This is a genomic window from Streptomyces sp. NPDC031474, from assembly GCF_055581185.1.
In genome coordinates, this window is the sequence record NZ_JBVIJX010000018.1 from 1 (window position 1) to 16,977 (window position 16,977).

A 16,977-nucleotide genomic window follows, 5' to 3' on the forward strand; every position below is an offset into this window, starting at 1 on the left:
GAACGGGACTATCCAGGACGGCTCCGACGCCGTGATCACACCAGCCACAGCAAGATCATCTCATCTGTGACCGGCAGTTACGGGACAACCCTTAGTTGGCATCAGCGCAGGTCACGAAGATTCCCTGGTGCCAACTACCAATCCTGGTCACACGTCGTGTGACCACATACGGTAGTTGTCATATACAGAGGGTGGTTGACGCCGGCTGGAGAGGCACTGAGCGGCGGTGGTCGGCTGCCAGAGGCGGGGGCTGACCAGCGGCAGCCCGCGGGCTCAGCGACCTGCCTCCGATCCTGCCGTGGTGAGGCGAGCGCCGCCGAGGATGACCTCACTGCGTATACGCGGTGGCCGCCAGTGGGGAGTCGAAGTGGCCACGGTGGGGAGCTGAAGTGGCCGCGAGCGGGGAGAACCAACTGGCCGCTGACGCACATCTTCTGTGTCGGATCGGCACTGCCGCGCGGGGTGACAGACGCTTGGTCGTCACCCTGATGATCGGGGGTATCGTCGAACCCGTCTCCCCGGGCCGCACCACTTCGCGATGCACTGGCCGGGTGTTGGGCCGCACGGGGTCGGCGTTTCGGTGTCCTTGTGGGGTTGCGCCTCAACAGCCAGGCAGGGCTCGGCATCCATGCTGACGGGGCAGAGGTAGGCCTGTCGGCGGTCGGCCAGGAACGGGCTTCGGGGATTGGGGTTCAGTCGTAGACGGCCACCCTGGGCTCGACCGTGCCCTTGGCCTGTGGGGTGACGACGGTGAGGCGGTAGATCTCGATCAGGGTCTGGCCCGGGTGCAGGGTGCGTCGGGCGGTCGAGAGGTCGGTGAACAGGGTGCCGGTCTGGGTGCCAACCTGGACGGCTTCCCAGCCGCCGTCCGTCTTGCGACGCTCCAGAGTGATGTCCGACGGGGACAGGAACGGGCCGGCGTCCGGCGAGACCACCAGGAGCTGGGGGGCTACCGTCCGGTCCGTCGCCGCGATGTTGCGGAAGGTGACCCTGAATCTCCGCTGCCCGCTGTCGGCCGGGAGGGGGCTCGTGGGCAGGTCGACAAAGTCGGTGGGCGGGACGGGCTCCTGCACCTGCACCTGCGTCTGCGAAGAGCCGGACGCCGCCCCCGCCGGGGCCAGGCCGGAGATCCCTACGAAGAGGGTCACGGAAGCGACCTTGCGACATGTGTTCTTCGACGGCACGATCGTTGATCCTTCGGGTTCGCTGGGGTAATGCCGCGCAGCCCAGGAGTCGACGGGTGGTCGGCGGATCGGCCGAACAGCCCGACCTTTTTGCACCCCTTTGCGGAGGCGTGCGGGCTCCTGCTGGGCAACAGAGTCGCCGCGGGGGCCGATGCGACGCCATCGGTGGTTTTACGGATCGGCTTACGGATCCCGGCCACCTGCGGGTCATCCGGGCCACCAGCGGCAGGCCGCGGCCGCCCTCGTCGTAGGTGTGGGCCCGGCGCAGGTGGGGGGCGGTGATCCTGGCGTCGGAGACCTCGCAGATGAGGTGGCGGTCGTGAATCATCCGTAGCTTGATGGGCGGGGCCGCGTGACGGGTGGCGTTGTGACCAGTTCGCTGACCACGACTTCGGTGACGAACGATGCCTCTGTCAGGGCGCAGGCAGCGAGCTGGGCGGCGACGAGCCGGCGGGCCTGGGCCGCGTTTGCCGGATCGGCGGGCAGGTCCCAGGCGGCGACGTGCCGGGCGTCGAGCGCGTGGGTGCGGGCGATGAGCAGGGCGATGTCGTCAGCACGGTCCTCTGGCGACAACGGGTGGGGACCGGGGGTGTCAGCGCCCGGCTGAGGCGCCGGGCCACCGGGGGGGGGGATCCGTATGGGGTCCGTAAGACCACCGATGGCGCCGCGGGGACCCCTGTGGCGACTGTGTTGCCCAGCAAGAGCCCGCATGAATGCCTGAGCTGGGCGTACTACAGCCATGAGGTGGCCGCCTTGGACCCGAGGAAGAATCCGCACCGCCGCGGCCGCGTGTCAACGTCAGCCCCATCTGAAGCGACCGCCCCTCAGCCCCGGGGCCCTGAGGTCACCGTCCGAGCCACGCTCACCGGCATCAGGGTTCCCATGGCGTCGGCCGCGCCTGGACCGGTCGGCGGCAGACACGCCCCGCACACGCCCGGGTGCGCCCACCCAGCGATCCGGCCCGGTCTTCCCCCTCACGAGGCGTCGATGCCATCCGATCGAGCCAACGCTGTCCGATCGCCCGACCAGTCCGACCAGTCATCTGTATCGCGCTTCAGGAGGCACACCATGAGCGTCGCGAGCCTCACCGCACCGCTGACGAGGAGGGCGCTGTGACACCGTCGCGGATCGTGGTCACGGGGCTGGGGGCGGTGACGCCCCTCGGCGGCGACATGTCCTCCACCTGGGACGCCCTGATGGGCGGCGAGTCAGGGATCACCAAGCTCGATACGCCGTGGGCACCGCAGGCCGCTGTCGGGATCGCCGGAGTGGTCCAGCATGATGTCGAGGCGGCCATCGGCCGGGTTGACGCGCGCAGGCTCGACCGTTCCCAGCAACTGGCGGTGCTGGCCGCGCGCGAGGCGTGGGCGGATGCCGGGCTCGGCGTCGGCGGTGTGGATCCCGAGCGGGTCGCGGTCGCGGTCGGCTCCGGCTTCGGCGGCGCCCAGACCCTTGTGGACCAGCATGACGTGCAGGCACACAAGGGGGCGAGCAGGGTGTCTCCCTACACCGTGCCGCGGATGATGCCCAACGGGGCGGCCGCCGCGGTCAGCCTCGACCTGCGGGCGCGGGCCGGGGCACACGCCCCGACCAGTGCCTGTGCCTCGGGAGCCGAGGCACTGTGGCTGGCCGCACTGTTGCTCCAGACCCGCCGGGCCGACGTCGTCATCGCCGGTGGGACCGACGCCTGCATCGCGCCTGTCAGCATCGCCGGCTTCGCCCGCATCGGCGCCCTGGCCCAAAGTGAGGTCCCCGAAGAGGCATGCCGCCCCTTCGACCGGCACCGCAACGGGTTCGTGATGGGCGAAGGGGCCGCCGTGCTGGTCCTGGAGCGCGAGGAGGACGCCCTGGCCCGCCGGGCCCACCGCTACGCCGTGCTGGCCGGGACCGCGGTCACCTCGGACGCCCATCACATCACCACCCCCGCACGGGAGGGGCAGGTGCGCGCGGTGCACCAGGTACTCGCCGACGCCCAACTCACCCCATCCGACATCGCACACGTCAACGCGCATGCCACCGGCACCGCGGTCGGCGATGCCGTCGAGGCCGGAGTGCTGGCCGAGGTGCTGCCGCACCGGCCGAGCGTCACCGCGACGAAAGCCTCCACCGGACATCTGCTGGGCGCGTCAGGCGCGCTCGAGGCCGCGTTCTCCGTTCTGACGCTGACGACCGGCACTGTCCCGGCCATCCGCAACTTCACCGAGCCCGGCGACGGCATCGACCTCGATCTCGTCCACGGCCGGCCGCGGAAGCAGCAGCCGGACGCGGTGCTCTCGACGAGTTTCGGCTTCGGCGGCCACAACGCGCTGGTCGTGCTGACCCGTCCCTGACCCCGCCCCGCTGTCCGCGCTTCCATCCCTGAGGAGTTGTCCCGTGAATCCGGATGCCGCCCGAGAGGTCGAGCCCGTAGGCGCCGATGAGGGCATCGCTTTCATGGACAGGCCGTGGAAGCCGCACCAGTCGTCCGTCAGTACCGAGATGCGCGCCGCACTCCGCATGGTGCCTGCCGTCGAGGACAGCCTGCCCGCCCACCGCTCCGGCGTCGATGCCCACGTCGGGCAGGACGGCCCCGGGGGCGAGTGGGAGAGCCGGTGGATCGCGCGGGATGACCGGGACCACTCCAGTCTGTGGTCGATCTCGTGTGCGACCCGCTCCGTGAGTGCGGCCGGATCCCCGGCCGCCATCCAACCCCAGGAAAGGACCGTGGTGGTGGACACCGTCACGACAGCGGCGCGTGCCGCCGGGCCTCAGGACGGCCCGACCGACAGCCCGTCATCCACCGCATGCGAGGTGCACGGCGCGCAGGACGGCGGCCCGTGGATCTACCTGACGTTCGACGACGGCCCCAATCTGTTCTGCACGCCGCAGATTCTCGATGTGCTGGCCGAGTACCGCGCGGTCGCCACCTTCTGCGTCATCGGAGAGTACGCGGCCGAGCATCCGGAGTTGATCCGCAGGATCGTGGCGGAAGGCCACGGTCTGGCCAGCCACACCATGACACACAGGGATCTGTCCCACTGCGCCCCCGAGGAGATCCGGCGGGAGATATCGAGGGCGAGCGATGTCATCACCGCGATCTCCCCGCAGACGCCACTGCGTCATCTGCGAGCGCCGTACGGGGTCTGGACCGGCGAGGCCAACGCCGAGGCCGCAGCACTCGGACTGGCGCCCCTCGACTGGACGGTGGACCCGCGCGACTGGTCGCGCCCTGGAGTGGACGCCATCGTCGAGACGGTTCTGACCCACATCCGGCCGGACGGAGTCGTCCTCCTGCATGACGGGTGCCCGCCGGACGAACTGCCGAGAGGTGACCGCACCCGGCTGCGGGAGCAGACGGTCGTGGCGCTCCGCCGCCTGATCCCGGCGCTGCGCGACCGCGGATTCGTCTTCGGGACGCTTCCGCTGCCGTCCGTTCAGCCGGCAGCCGACCTGTCCGCCGACATGCTCGGCGTGGGGTGACTGCGACAGTGAACAGCATCCTCTCCGACATCGTTTTGACCGTTTCCGTCTCTTATGTCCTCCTCGCGGTCGGCTATCAGGCCGTGCAGGCGTGCTATGCCTGGCGCGCCGATCACCACAGTCCCGCCTACGTGGATCCCATGGGCGCGCTGCCCAGCGTGGACGTGATCATCCCCTGTTACAACGAGGATCCGCTGCTGCTGGCGCAGTGCCTGGGCTCGGTGCTGGCGCAGGACTACGAAGGGCAGCTGCGGGTCTACCTTGTCGACGACGGCTCGAGTAACCGCTCCTCTCTGGAGCCTGTGTACGCCGCTTATGCCGACGACCCGCGGTTCACGTTTCTGCCGCTTCCGCACAACGTGGGCAAACGCAAGGCACAGGTCGAGGCGATCCGCCGGTCAGGCGGTGAGCTGGTGCTCAACGTCGACTCGGACACCACGATCGAACCCGGTGTGGTCCGAAAGCTGGCGGCGAAGATGGCCGATCCGGCCGTCGGCGGAGCCATGGGCCGGATGGTGGCCGGCAACCGGCACGCCACCTGGCTGACCCGGCTCGTCGACATGGAGTACTGGATGGCCTGCAACGGCGAACGGGCGGCCCAGGCCGAGTTCGGCGCCGTCATGTGCTGTTGCGGGCCGTGCGCGGTCTATCGGCGCTCGATTCTCCTGAGGGTGCTCGACCAGTACGAGACCCAGTACTTCCGGGGGCGGCCGAGTGACTTCGGTGAGGACCGCCATCTGACGGTCCTCATGCTCAAGGAGGGCATGCGCACGGAGTACGTGCCCGACGCGAGGGCGGCGACTCTGGTGCCCGAGCGTCTTCGGCCCTACGCGCGTCAGCAACTCCGTTGGGCGCGCAGCACCTTCCGCGACACGGCGCTGGTCATGCGCCTGCTGCCGCGTCTCGGCCGCTATCTGGTGCTGGACGCGGCCGCACAGAACCTCGCACCGCTGCTGCTCGCCCTGACCGTGCTGACCGGATGCGCGCAGATCGCCACGGGGACGGTTCCATGGGCACCGATACTCGCGGTCACCGCGGCGAGCGCGAGCCAATGCGCGTTCGCGCTCTGGACCAGCCGCGAGGCGAGGTTCTTCGGCATGGCGCTCCACACCGCCCTCAACATCTTTCTGCTGCTCCCGCTCAAGGTCTATGCACTGTGCACCCTGAGCGACTCCAGTTGGGGCTCACGCAACCTTCCGACCGCCGCTCCCGGCGGGCGCGGCGACGACCTGCCGGGCAACCCGCCACCGGCGCGGGCGGTCACCGATGCGCTTTCCGGAGTGCACTCCGGCATCCCACGTCAGGCAACCGAGCGGCCCGGTCGCGAAGCGAGCAAGGAGGGCGAGCCAGGATGGACAGTGGGATCCGCATGGAGGAGCTGACCAAGAGCTACGGCTCGGTCCGCGCCCTGGACGGTGTGAACCTGCGTGTGCCGGCCGGGACCGTGCTGGGACTGCTGGGCCCGAACGGGGCCGGCAAGACCACTGCCGTCAAGATCCTGACCACGTTGGTGAAGCCCGACGACGGCATAGCTTGGGTGGGGGGATTCGATGTCGCACGTGAGCCCTGGCAGGTGCGTCGCCGCATCGGCGTCTCCGGCCAGGAAGCGGCGGTGGATCCCCTGCTGACCGGCACGCAGAACCTCGAGTGGTTCGGCCGGACGAGCCGTCTGAGCCGGCGGCAGGCGCGTGGCCGGGCCCAGCAACTCCTGGAGATCTTCGATCTGACGGAGGTTGCCGGGCGACCAGCCCGGACCTACTCGGGCGGGACCAGACGCCGGCTCGACCTCGCCGTCAGTCTGGTCAGCAGGCCCGAGATCCTCTTCCTGGACGAACCCACGACCGGACTCGATCCGCGCAGCCGTACCGCCACCTGGGACATCGTGAAGGAACTGGTCGACGGGGGGACGACCCTGCTGCTCACCACCCAGTACCTGGAGGAAGCGGACCGGCTGGCCGACCGCGTGGCCGTGGTCGACCGGGGCCGCCTCGTCGCCGAGGGCACCGTGGAGGAGCTCAAGAGCCGAACCAGCGACGACCGCATCGAGATCGTCCCGAGCAGCCCTGAACTGGTGACTGAGGCCACGGCCATTCTCTCCCGCTATTCAACGTCCATCCCTGTCGTCGTGTGGTCGCAACGACGGATATGGGCCATGGCGCCACATGAACGGGGCCTGCTCACTCGCCTCATGCGCGACATGGACGCCGCCCAGATCGAACTGGAGGACATCGAGCTGCGCCGGCCGACCCTGGACGATGTCTTCCTCCAACTCACGGGCCGTCCGGCCGAGGACCCGCGGCATGGAGAGGGCGCGGTTCGGTGACTCAGTACCCGCTCACCGAGAACCCCATGGAAACGCCGAGCGGCGGTCGGGACGTCACAGCCCGTCACGAACGAGTCCTACCCGTCATGCCGAGCCGAGATGGGAAACACCCGAAAGCCCCATCGGTCGAATTCCTCTTCGACGTACACATGCTGACCATGCGCCTGCTGATGCGCATGCGCCGTCAGACGGACCAGCTCGTCTACGGCGTCGTCCAACCAGCCGTCTTCACCCTCATGCTGACCTACGTCCTGGGCAACGCGGTCAAGCTTCCCCCCGGTACCCGTTACGCCGACTACGCCATCTCCGGCCTGCTGGCCCAGACGGTCGTGACCACCGCCATTGTCACCGCCACCGCGGTCGCGTACGAACTGTCGGAAAAGATGATCGACCGGCTCCGTACGCTCCCGGTGTCCCGGCTGAGCATCCTGGCGAGTTGCACCAATGCCAGTCTGGTGAGGTCGTCCATCACGGTGGTCGTCACGGCGGCCTGCGGCTTCGCCGCGGGCTGGCGGACGCACAGCGGGGCAGGCGGCCTGCTCGCCGCCTTTCTCGTGCTGCTGTCGTTCGGGCTGGCGATGAGCTGGCTCGGAGCCCTGATCGGTGTGTCGGTCAGCGGCCCTCAAGCCGCCGCGGGTGCGGGAACGGTCTGGCTCCTTCCGATCATGTATGTGTCGAACGCGCTCGTCCCCGTGCGCAGCATGCCGGGCTGGCTGCAACCGGCCGCCGAATGGAACCCCATGTCCGCCGTCACCACTGCCAGCCGTCAACTGTTCGGCAATCCCGCGGTGCCCGGCACCGAGGACATCTGGCCTACCGAGCATCCCGTCATGATGTCGCTCGTCTGGTCGCTGGTGATCATCTTGGTCACCGCCCCTGTGGCCGTCAAGAAATTCCTGCGCCATACCAGCCCATGACACCGCATCTGCGACGGGACACCCCCATGCCGGCTCAGGCGCTGAAGCAACGAGCGGAGAACGAATCATGAAGTCACACATTCAGTGGCAGACGTACTGGGAGCATGAGCTCAAGCCGAGTGACCACGCAGAACTCGCCGAGTTCTTCCGAACCCTTTACGGAGAGGCCAATGCGTGGGCCTTCGAGGGTAACCGCAGCTTCGCTCTGGGCGGAGCGAGACCCGAGTTGAGAGTCATCGGGTACGACGACAAAGGGGTGGCGGCGCACACCGGCGTACTGCGCCGTTTCCTCAGAATAGGAACGGTGGACCAACTCGTCGCCGACTGCGGCTTGCTCGGGGTGCGGCCGGATCTGCAGCGATCGAGAGTCAGTTATGATTTGTTGGTCGCGGTTCGCTCGGCGGTGACGGAGCTCAAGGTTCCGTTCGCGTTCGGAGCCATGCGAGAGCAGTTGCGTAAATTGGTTCTGAGGTCCAACGCGACCATCCTGCCTGACGTCCAGGTACGATCCACCAGCCAGTGGGACCCTGCCGAGATGGTGATCGAGGACCATTTCCTCTACATCGATCCCATCACGCAGCCTGTGGAAGAATGGCCGCCCGGGGAAATCATCGACCGTAACGGTCCTCCCCTCTGACGTGCCTTCGGCTGAGGTCCCCTCCCCGAAGTTCGAAGTTTCCGGGCGAGGCTGGTGGCAACTCACAGTCGATACTCCTGGGAAAACGAGATCGTCACTCGTTCGCTAGTGATCGCCTATTTCGGTTTCCGGTCAGGCTCCGATATCAAGACGTCCTAGATTTTCCGGAAGTTGTCCGGGGAACTGAGAGAGCGATGAACTGTAGTGCGAAATTCTCCGGCTGTCAGGAACGGCACGGAGCGCTCACTCTGGCGCAGGCCCAAGTCCTGCTCTGCACGGCTGAGGAAGAGCCCGCCGAGGTCAACCTGCACGCCGTGTCGAAGCTGCTGCCCGCGCTGAACGTCGAGAGGATCACGGTGATGCTCGGTGCGCTGCTGGAGCGTCATGAGTCACTGCGCACTGTCTACTCCGCTGCGCCGGAGCCTTACCAGAAGATCTGCGGCGCCGGGGAGGTGCCGGTGACGGTTCATGCCGCCGAGGGCGATCCGGCGACCTTCGCCCATGCGTTGGGCGCGCGGCTACGTGCTGTGCCGTTCGATCCAGCGGTCGACTGGCCGCTGCGGGTGGCCGTGGTCACCGCCGACGGGGCGCCCGCCTATCTCGTCCTTGCCGTTTGTCACGTGGCTCTCGACGCCGCCGCGCTGGCCCTGCTGCTGCGCGAATGGCTGACTTTGCAGGCCGGGCAGGAACTGCCCGAAGCGGCCGAGGTCCGTCCAGTCGACCTCGCGGTCATCGAGGCCTCACCTGAAGGACGCCGCCGCTCCGCTGACTCACTGCGCTACTGGGAGAGTCAACTGCGCAGCACTCCGCAGGCGATGCTGACCCTGCCTGCCGCACCGTCGTCCGCCGCCGCGCCGTCCGTACCGACCTCGATACGCCGACTGCGGATACGGTCGCACAGCGCGGCCGAAGCTCTTGGTGTACTTGCTGAGCGCACCCGCACCAGTCGGTCCAGGATCGTGCTCACGGCACTGTGTGCTCTCACCGCCCACCTCGCGGGGCAGCGCAGGGCAGTGGCCGTGACGATCTCCGGGAACCGTCGCCTGCCCGGACTCACAGACTACGTGGGCACTGTGGCCCAGGACGCTTTGCTGTCCGTGGACACCAGCGAGACCACCTTTGACGGGCTTGTGCACCGTGTGCGGAAAAGCGCCGAACTCGCCTATGTGAACAGTTGGTTTGACGCGACCGAGCTGCGGAAGACGATATGGCGGGTAGCTTGTGAACGCGGTACGAGTTTCGCGCGCGACTGCGTCTTCAATGACATCAGCTCGCTGGGGCTGGACGATTGGAAGCGGGCCGGCCAAGAAGACCCGCGCGATCCGGCGCAGGAGATCCAACTGGACTGGCTGCCCGCCGAGCCCTTTGCCCGAGGGCTGGAACTCTGGGCGTTTCGCCTGAAGGGGGAACTCGACCTCACCCTGTCGGCAGATCCGTCTCAGCTCCGGGCCGAGGATGCGGAGCTGTTCGGCAGGGGAATCGCCGCACTGCTGATCGAGGCAGCGCGGCGGGATCTCCCTCTGGACGAGATCCCGGCCGTCACCGGGCTCACAGCCGTGGTCCGAGGCCCGCGATGGCTGATGTCCGACGGATGCTGGATCAACCTGGATGACATGCATGAGCTGGTCGCGGCAGCGTTGGCCTCACTGGCGGAACCGAGCCGGCCGGCCTTCCAGGTGATCCCCGAGCCCGACGACCGGTTGGAACACCGCCTCGTGTGCTACCTGACCGGCGTGAGCCCTGCGTGGTCGACAACCCAACTGGCACGGCTCCACACCGCCTGCGTGAGTGGTCTGCACGGTCGCCGCTCTGCGATGGCGCCGCACCGCTATGTGGTGTGCGACGGTGCACCGGCCGACGCTGCCGCATGGCGCGAACTGCCGGTACTGCTCGACACCACCGGACGCAGGCCATGACCGCACTCTCGATCAACCGTGACCCGCTCGCCGTAGTCGAGCGGGGCGAATAAGCCCCCGTCGTGCCATGCCGCGGAGTAGGCAGGCGTACGCGGTGCCGGGACGAGGAGGGCGCGCAGGATCTCCTGGGCGATGCACGCGGTCAGCAGGATCTGCCCGGTCTTCCCCCGTCGTGCCGGTCGGTGTCAGGCACACGACCGCATCTCAGTATTGGAGCGTTTATGAGCAGTGGCCGTTCTCTCGGGGCGCACGCCGTCGTTGTTGCGCGGCACCCCGTCGACACAGGTTGGTCGGTATGGCCTCCCGCACGGTAGAGACGCCCGCGACAGGTGCACAGGGCGCCGTGATCAATGTGGCCGTACACGCCGGCGACCCGGTCAGCGGCGAGGGCGCGGTCGCCTGCCTGCGCTCCACTTCCCAGATCACGCTGCTCCCGCCCGACCGGCGATCCGAGGCCGATGTGCTGCTGGTCACGGTCCACGAGACCACGGAGGAGGTTGTCCGCTGGATGGAACGCGCTGCCAACGAGTCGACCAATCCGGAGATGCGCATCGTGCTCCTCGCCGAGACCATCAGCGAGCATCACCTGATGCGTGCGGTCACCAGCGGGCTGGTGAGCTTCCTGCCGCGCGAGGAGGCCGATCGGGGCCGCGTGGTGAAGATCATCCGGGCGAGCACCCGAGAGCGCGCGGTCGTCCCCGAGCAGATGGTCGGGTGGCTGCTCCAACAGGTCAGGACGATCCAGCGCACCGTTCTGGTGCCCCACGGCCTGACAGCCGGCGGTCTGCAGGAGAGGGAGGTCGAAGTGCTCAGGCTGCTCGCCGACGGCCTGGACACCGTGGAGATCGCACAGCAGCTGAACTACTCGGAGCGGACCATCAAGAACATCGTCAGTGGCATGTTGACACGGCTGAATCTGCGCAACCGCCCCCACGCGGTCGCCTACGCGATGCGGTGCGGGGCGCTGTGAACACTCCGGAGCGCGCTCAGGTCAGGTCGACGGGAGGACGGCGATGACGAACACAGTGCCGGTCAAGCGAGGTTCCCGCGTGTCCGCTCCCGAGATGCCCGAGGGCGAGATCGAGCTGGCCGAGCCGCCGGTGCTCGGCGAGCCGGCGGGCGTCGAATTCGGGTCCGCGCTCGCCTTCCTCCCGATGGGCCTGGGCTCGGCGGCCATGGCAGTGGGGGTCTCGCTGGGCAACGGCTCGCCCACCACCTACATGATGTCCGGGATGATGGGCGTCTCCATGATCGCGATGAGCCTGACCCAGCTCGGGCAGTCGGGCAAGGAACGCAAACGCCGGATGCGGGCCGAGCGCCGCGACTACTTGCGCTACCTCGCGCAGCTGCGCAAGCAGGCCCGAGAGGCGGCGGCCGAACAGCGGGCCGCCGTCTCCTGGGACCATCCTGAACCCGAGGATTTGTGGTCTCTGGCGATGGGCCCCCGGCTGTGGGAGCGCCGCGCCAGCCACGACGACTTCGCCCGGATCCGCGTCGGGCTCGGCCCACGGAGGGCCGCGCTGCGCTTCCTCCCCCCGGAGACCAAGCCGGTCGAGGACCTCGAACCCCTCTCGGCGATCTCACTGCGCAGGTTCATCAAGGCCCACCAGACGGTCGAGGGCATGGCCGTCCCGGTGTCGCTGCGCAGTTTCAGCAGCGTCGAGTTCGCCGGGGACGGCCCTGTCGCCTACGGCATGGCCCGGGCGATGCTCTGCCAGCTGGCCGTCTTCCACTCACCGGACGAACTGCGGATCGCCGTGCTCACCGACGAGCGGGGCCGGGCGGACTGGGACTGGGTGAAATGGCTGCCGCACAATGCCCATCCGGGCGAGCACGACGCGGCCGGTGCACTGCGGCTCGTCGCCGAAGACCACGACGACCTGATGGAACTCCTGGGCCAGGACGTCAGTGACCGCCCCGATCACGACAAGTCCGAGGCGCCCAGCACGTCCGAGCCGTTCGTCGTGATCCTCGCCGCCGGTCCACACATCCCGCCCAGCTCCCGGCTGCTCGGCGCCGGGCTGCGCAACGTCGTCCTGTTCGACCTGACCGGCGCCATGACCGGCGGTCCGAAGGTGCTGCGCCTGACCACCGGGCAGGGCGAGGTGACCTTCGTGTCCGGCGACTCCACGGCATCCGCCCGGGTCGACGGGCTGAGTCCGGCCGCGGCCGAGAGTCTGGCCCGGTATCTTGCGCCGAAGCGCACCAGCGGGATCGTGGACCTGGTCGACGAACCCTTCGAGAACGACTTCGACCTGACCGCCCTGCTCGGCATCCGTGATCCGCGGGCGTTCGACGTGGCCTCGCAGTGGCGGCCGCGCAACCCGCAGCACGCCCGCCTGCGGGTGCCCATCGGGGTGACCGAGGACGGCGAGGTCGTCGAGCTGGACTTCAAGGAGTCCGCCCAGAGCGGCATGGGACCGCACGGCCTGCTGATCGGCGCCACGGGGTCCGGCAAGAGCGAACTCCTGCGCACCCTGGTCGTCGGCCTCTGCGCGACCCACTCCTCCGAGATCCTCAACCTGGTCCTGGTCGACTTCAAGGGCGGCGCCACCTTCCTCAACATGGAGAAGCTGCCGCACACCTCCGCGGTGATCACCAACCTGGCCGACGAGTTGCCGCTGGTCGACCGCATGCGCGACTCGCTCCAGGGAGAGGTGATCCGTCGTCAGGAACTGCTCCGGGACGCCGGCTACGCCTCCCTCTTCGAGTACGAGAAGGCCAGGCTGGGCGGCGCCCGGCTCGCCCCGATGCCCTCGTTGCTTCTCATCGTCGACGAGTTCTCCGAGCTGCTCTCCAGCAAGCCGGAGTTCATCGAGCTGTTCGTGATGATCGGACGCGTCGGACGAAGCCTCGGCGTGCATCTGCTGCTCGCCTCCCAGCGCCTTGACGAAGGCAGTATTCACAAGGTTGCCGGCCACCTCTCCTATCGGGTGGCCCTGCGCACCTTCTCCTCCATGGAGTCGCGCAGCGTGATCGGCGTCACGGGAGCCTACGAGCTGCCCTCGGCGCCGGGGCACGGCTACCTGAAGATCGACACCACCAACCTGGTCCGGTTCAAGGCCGCGTACGTCTCCGGGCCGTGTTCGCAGCCGCAGTCCCGCGCCTCGGCGGGCGACGGCCCGATCGGACCGGCCGCCGAGATCGTCCCCTTCGGTCTGGAGCAGCGGCCGCCGCTTCCGGCCGCCCCCAACGCAGCCGACCCGGCCACCGCACGGGAGCCGGACGAGCCGTCACGCGACGAGGAGCAGTCCGAGAACTCCGCAAGTCTGCTCGACGTGCTGATCGACCGGCTCACCGACGCCGGCCCGCCCGCCCGCCAGGTGTGGCTGCCACCGCTGGACGAGTCGCCGAGCCTGGACCAGCTGCTGCCGGGCATCGTCCCCGACCCCGTGCGCGGGATGAGCGTGGGTGACTACCCGGCGCTCGGCGCTCTGAAAGTACCGCTCGGCGTGGTGGACCGGCCCTACGAGCAGCTGCGAGAACTGCTGGTCGCCGACCTCTCCGGCGCCGACGGGCATGTCGGCGTCGCGGGAGCGCCGCAGACCGGCAAGTCCACCCTGCTGCGCAGCCTGATCCTCTCGCTCGCCCTGACGCACACCCCGGAGGAGGTGCAGTTCTACTGCCTGGACTTCGGCGGCGGCGGCATCGTCTCCGTCGCCGGCCTGCCGCACGTCGGTTCGGTGGCCACCCGCCTCGAGCGCGATCGGGTGCTGCGCACCGTGGAGGAGATGACGCAGGTGCTGGAAATGCGGGAGGAACGTTTCACCAGCATGGGCCTGGAGTCGATGGCCGCCTACCGCGCGCTGCGCAGGAGCGGTCAGCTCGACGACCCGTACGGCGACGTCTTCTTCGTGGTGGACGGGTGGGCCACGCTCCGGCAGGACTTCGAGGAACTGGAGGACCGCGTCGCCGACCTGGCCGCCCGCGGCCTCTCCTTCGGCGTGCATGTGGTGGCCTCGGCGGTCCGCTGGTCGGAGATCCGCCCCAAACAGCGCGACCTGATGGGCACCAAGCTCGAACTGCGGCTCGGGGACAGCATGGAGTCGGAAGTCGGAACCCGTCAGGCCGCCGGAGTGCCCTCGCGCCCCGGGCGTGGTCTCACCAGCTCAAGCCACCACTTCCTGTCCGCGCTGCCACGGCTCGACGGCTCCACTGACATCGAGGACCTGACCAGCGCGACCAAGGCCGCGGCAGCGGAGATCGAGACGTTCTGGCCCGGCCGGTCGGCACCGGGAGTCAGGCTGCTGCCCAGCAGCCTGACGATGGACCAGCTGCCGCCGCCGGAGGGCGACATGCGTGCCTGCCTGGGCTGGGACGAGAAGCGCCTGCAGCCCGTCTGGCACGACTTCGGGAAGGTGCCGCACCTGATGGCCTTCGGCGACGACGCCACCGGGAAGACCAACGCGCTCCGCCTGATCGCCAAGGCGATAACCGCCCGCTACACGCCCGACGAGGCGCGCATCCTGCTCGCCGACCCCGGTCGGCAGCTCCTCCGGGACGTCCCGGAGGAGTACCGCGTCGGCTACGCCGTGGGCACCGAGGCCCTGGCGGAACTGGCGACCAGCGCCGCGACGTCGGTGAGCGGCCGGGTGCCCGGCCCCGAAATCGCCCCCGAGCGGCTGCCGCAGCGCGACTGGTGGCAGGGACCGCGGCTGTTCATGCTCATCGACGACTACGACCTGTTCGCCTCCGGCAGCGCCATGGACAACCCCATGTCGTCCATGGTGCCGCTGCTGTCCCAGGCGGCCAACATCGGACTGCACATCGTGGTCGCGCGGAGCACCTCGGGAGCCATGCGCGCAATGATGGACCCGCTGCTGCGCCGGATGTGGGAACTGGGAAGCCCGGCGCTGCTGTTCTCCTATCCCAAGGAGGAGGGCAAGTTCATCGGCGAGGCGAAGCCTCGCACGCTGCCCGCGGGACGTGCACAGTTCGTCACCCGGCGCGGTGTCGGGCTGCTCCAGACCGGACTGGCGGATTCGCCATGACCAGGTCCACCGCCGGGCGCCGTGGACCTTGCGCCCGACGCCCGCGCACCGCATCGCCCTTACGCACCATACGGCGTTCACCTCGCCTGTCGTCTCGCCTCTGCCCGTTTTCCCCGTCCGCGCACCGCAGGAGAACCATGAGCACCGCCGCGTCGTCCCCATCCCGCACCAGGCATGGGGGGAGCGCCGACGTCTGCCGGTTGACCGTCAGCGCGGCCAAGGGCCGCATCGACCTCGCGGTGCCCGCGACAACCGTCATGGCCACACTGCTGCCCGTCGTGCTGACGCCTGCCGTCGCCGAGGACGAACTCGGCAACAGGTGGGCGCTTCAGCGGCTCGGCGAGGCTCCACTGGACCTGGACGGCACCCCGGAGACCCTCGGCCTGCGGGACGGTGACGTCCTGTATCTGCGGCAGAAGGACGACCTCCTGTCGGAGTTGCAGTTCGACGACGCAGCCGACGCCGTGGCCACCTCGATCAACGCCCAACGCGACCGCTGGCGACCGGAACTGACCCGGTGGCTCTGCCTCCTGCTCGCCTGCCTGGCGCTGGCCTCCCTCGTCGCCCTGGTCGTCGCCACCCGCCCCGACCCGCTGACCGCGCTCGCCTGCGGCGTGATCGCACTGGGCATGGCCGTCGGCTGCGGTGTGGTCACCAAGACACCAGGAGACCGAGCCGTGGGGACCATCACCGGACTGGGCGCGTGCCTGTTCGCCGCGCTGGCCGGACTGTCCGCGGCGGCCGGCCCTGCCGGACTGCTCGTGCCCGGCCGACTGGACGGGCTGCTCACCGCAGCGTTCACCGGGGTGGCGGCCGCCGCGGTCCTGGCCACCGGCAGGGTGCCGGTCGCGGTGTTCGGCACCCTGCTCATGCTGACGGGCACGGTGGAGTTCGGGTCGTTCCTGTCGATCGTCATCGGATGGGACGCCACACGGATCGCCGCGGTGCTCGCGGCGGCCATGTTCGCCGTGTCCCCGCTGCTTCCTCGCGTGGCGCTGTTCGCGGCAAGGCTGCGCGTCGTGGAACTCCCGCACAATGCGGAGGAACTCCAGCAGGGCATCGACCCGCTGCCGGAATCGCTGGTCACCCGCCGGGTCGCGGCGGCGGACGGCTACCTCAGCGTCTTCTTCCTCTCCGCCGCCGCGGTCTGCACGGTGGCCTTCGCGTGCCTGGTGCGAGTTCCCCACTGGTGGGGGTGGGTCTTCACCGCGGTGTTCAGCGTGGCGGTGCTGCTGCGCAGCCGCGGGGTGGGCAACATGTGGCAGCGCATGGCACTGGTGGTGGCCGGCGGGCTCGGACTGATCCTGGTCCTGTTGCATCTGGCGCTCGACGCGACCCCGGCGGCCCGAGCCGCCGCCATGCTTGGGCTGTCCGCTGCTGTCGCCCTGCTGCTGACGGGTGCCTGGCGGCTGCCGGGAGCCCGGCTGCGTCCCATATGGGGACGCCTCGGCGAGATCCTCGAGGCTGTCACGGCGCTCGCCCTGATCCCGCTGCTGCTGCAGGTCCTGAACGCGTACGCGTACGTCCGCTCGCTGGCCGGCTGAGGGGCC

11 protein-coding genes and 1 pseudogene are annotated in these 16,977 nt (G+C 69.0%); 10 read left to right on the plus strand and 2 right to left on the minus strand.

All coding sequences use genetic code 11. The features are described 5' to 3' along the window. Positions 1 to 692: 692 nt before the first annotated feature. Both ACZ5SK_RS33935 and ACZ5SK_RS33940 read right to left on the minus strand, forming a co-directional pair. The gene (locus ACZ5SK_RS33935) at positions 693 to 1,148 is read right to left on the minus strand and encodes a signal peptide protein (protein ID WP_334582436.1); all 456 of its coding nucleotides are present in this window, start codon (positions 1,146 to 1,148) and stop codon (positions 693 to 695) included. Between the two features lie 232 nt (positions 1,149 to 1,380). After that, a pseudogene (locus ACZ5SK_RS33940) lies at positions 1,381 to 1,757 on the minus strand (ATP-binding protein); the annotation flags it as partial. A 539-nt stretch (positions 1,758 to 2,296) separates the two neighbouring features. Here ACZ5SK_RS33940 and ACZ5SK_RS33945 point away from each other — a divergent pair. From ACZ5SK_RS33945 to eccD, 10 genes are all read left to right on the plus strand, one after another. Further along, on the plus strand, positions 2,297 to 3,514 hold the full coding sequence (locus ACZ5SK_RS33945; protein WP_334582435.1) for a beta-ketoacyl-[acyl-carrier-protein] synthase family protein: 1,218 nt from the start codon (positions 2,297 to 2,299) through the stop codon (positions 3,512 to 3,514). 43 nt (positions 3,515 to 3,557) lie between these two features. Beyond that, complete coding sequence (gene nodB, locus ACZ5SK_RS33950) at positions 3,558 to 4,643, plus strand: chitooligosaccharide deacetylase NodB (RefSeq protein WP_334582434.1); 1,086 nt, start codon at positions 3,558 to 3,560, stop codon at positions 4,641 to 4,643. Further along, on the plus strand, positions 4,640 to 6,025 hold the full coding sequence (gene nodC, locus ACZ5SK_RS33955; RefSeq protein WP_334582433.1) for a chitooligosaccharide synthase NodC: 1,386 nt from the start codon (positions 4,640 to 4,642) through the stop codon (positions 6,023 to 6,025). The genes nodB and nodC overlap by 4 nt, the downstream gene beginning before the upstream one ends. Continuing rightward, positions 5,995 to 6,966: an ATP-binding cassette domain-containing protein gene (locus ACZ5SK_RS33960; RefSeq protein ID WP_334582432.1), complete on the plus strand. Its 972-nt coding sequence runs from the start codon at positions 5,995 to 5,997 to the stop codon at positions 6,964 to 6,966. The genes nodC and ACZ5SK_RS33960 overlap by 31 nt, the downstream gene beginning before the upstream one ends. 26 nt (positions 6,967 to 6,992) lie before the next feature. Next, positions 6,993 to 7,883, plus strand: a complete 891-nt coding sequence (locus tag ACZ5SK_RS33965; protein ID WP_334582431.1) for an ABC transporter permease — start codon at positions 6,993 to 6,995, stop codon at positions 7,881 to 7,883. A gap of 67 nt (positions 7,884 to 7,950) precedes the next feature. Beyond that, a complete protein-coding gene (locus ACZ5SK_RS33970) occupies positions 7,951 to 8,520 on the plus strand; it encodes a NodA family N-acyltransferase (protein WP_334582430.1) in 570 nt (189 codons plus the stop codon). 194 nt (positions 8,521 to 8,714) lie between these two features. Further along, positions 8,715 to 10,436, plus strand: coding sequence for a condensation domain-containing protein (locus tag ACZ5SK_RS33975; protein WP_468576850.1), 1,722 nt, complete (start codon positions 8,715 to 8,717; stop codon positions 10,434 to 10,436). Positions 10,437 to 10,779: 343 nt separating this feature from the next. Continuing rightward, the gene (locus ACZ5SK_RS33980) at positions 10,780 to 11,406 is read left to right on the plus strand and encodes a helix-turn-helix transcriptional regulator (protein ID WP_468158849.1); all 627 of its coding nucleotides are present in this window, start codon (positions 10,780 to 10,782) and stop codon (positions 11,404 to 11,406) included. Positions 11,407 to 11,449: 43 nt separating this feature from the next. Beyond that, complete coding sequence (eccCa, locus tag ACZ5SK_RS33985; RefSeq protein ID WP_457495792.1) at positions 11,450 to 15,427, plus strand: type VII secretion protein EccCa; 3,978 nt, start codon at positions 11,450 to 11,452, stop codon at positions 15,425 to 15,427. A 137-nt stretch (positions 15,428 to 15,564) separates the two neighbouring features. Further along, entirely contained in the window at positions 15,565 to 16,971 is a 1,407-nt protein-coding gene (gene eccD, locus ACZ5SK_RS33990) for a type VII secretion integral membrane protein EccD (protein ID WP_334582426.1), read from the plus strand. Positions 16,972 to 16,977: the final 6 nt, after the last annotated feature.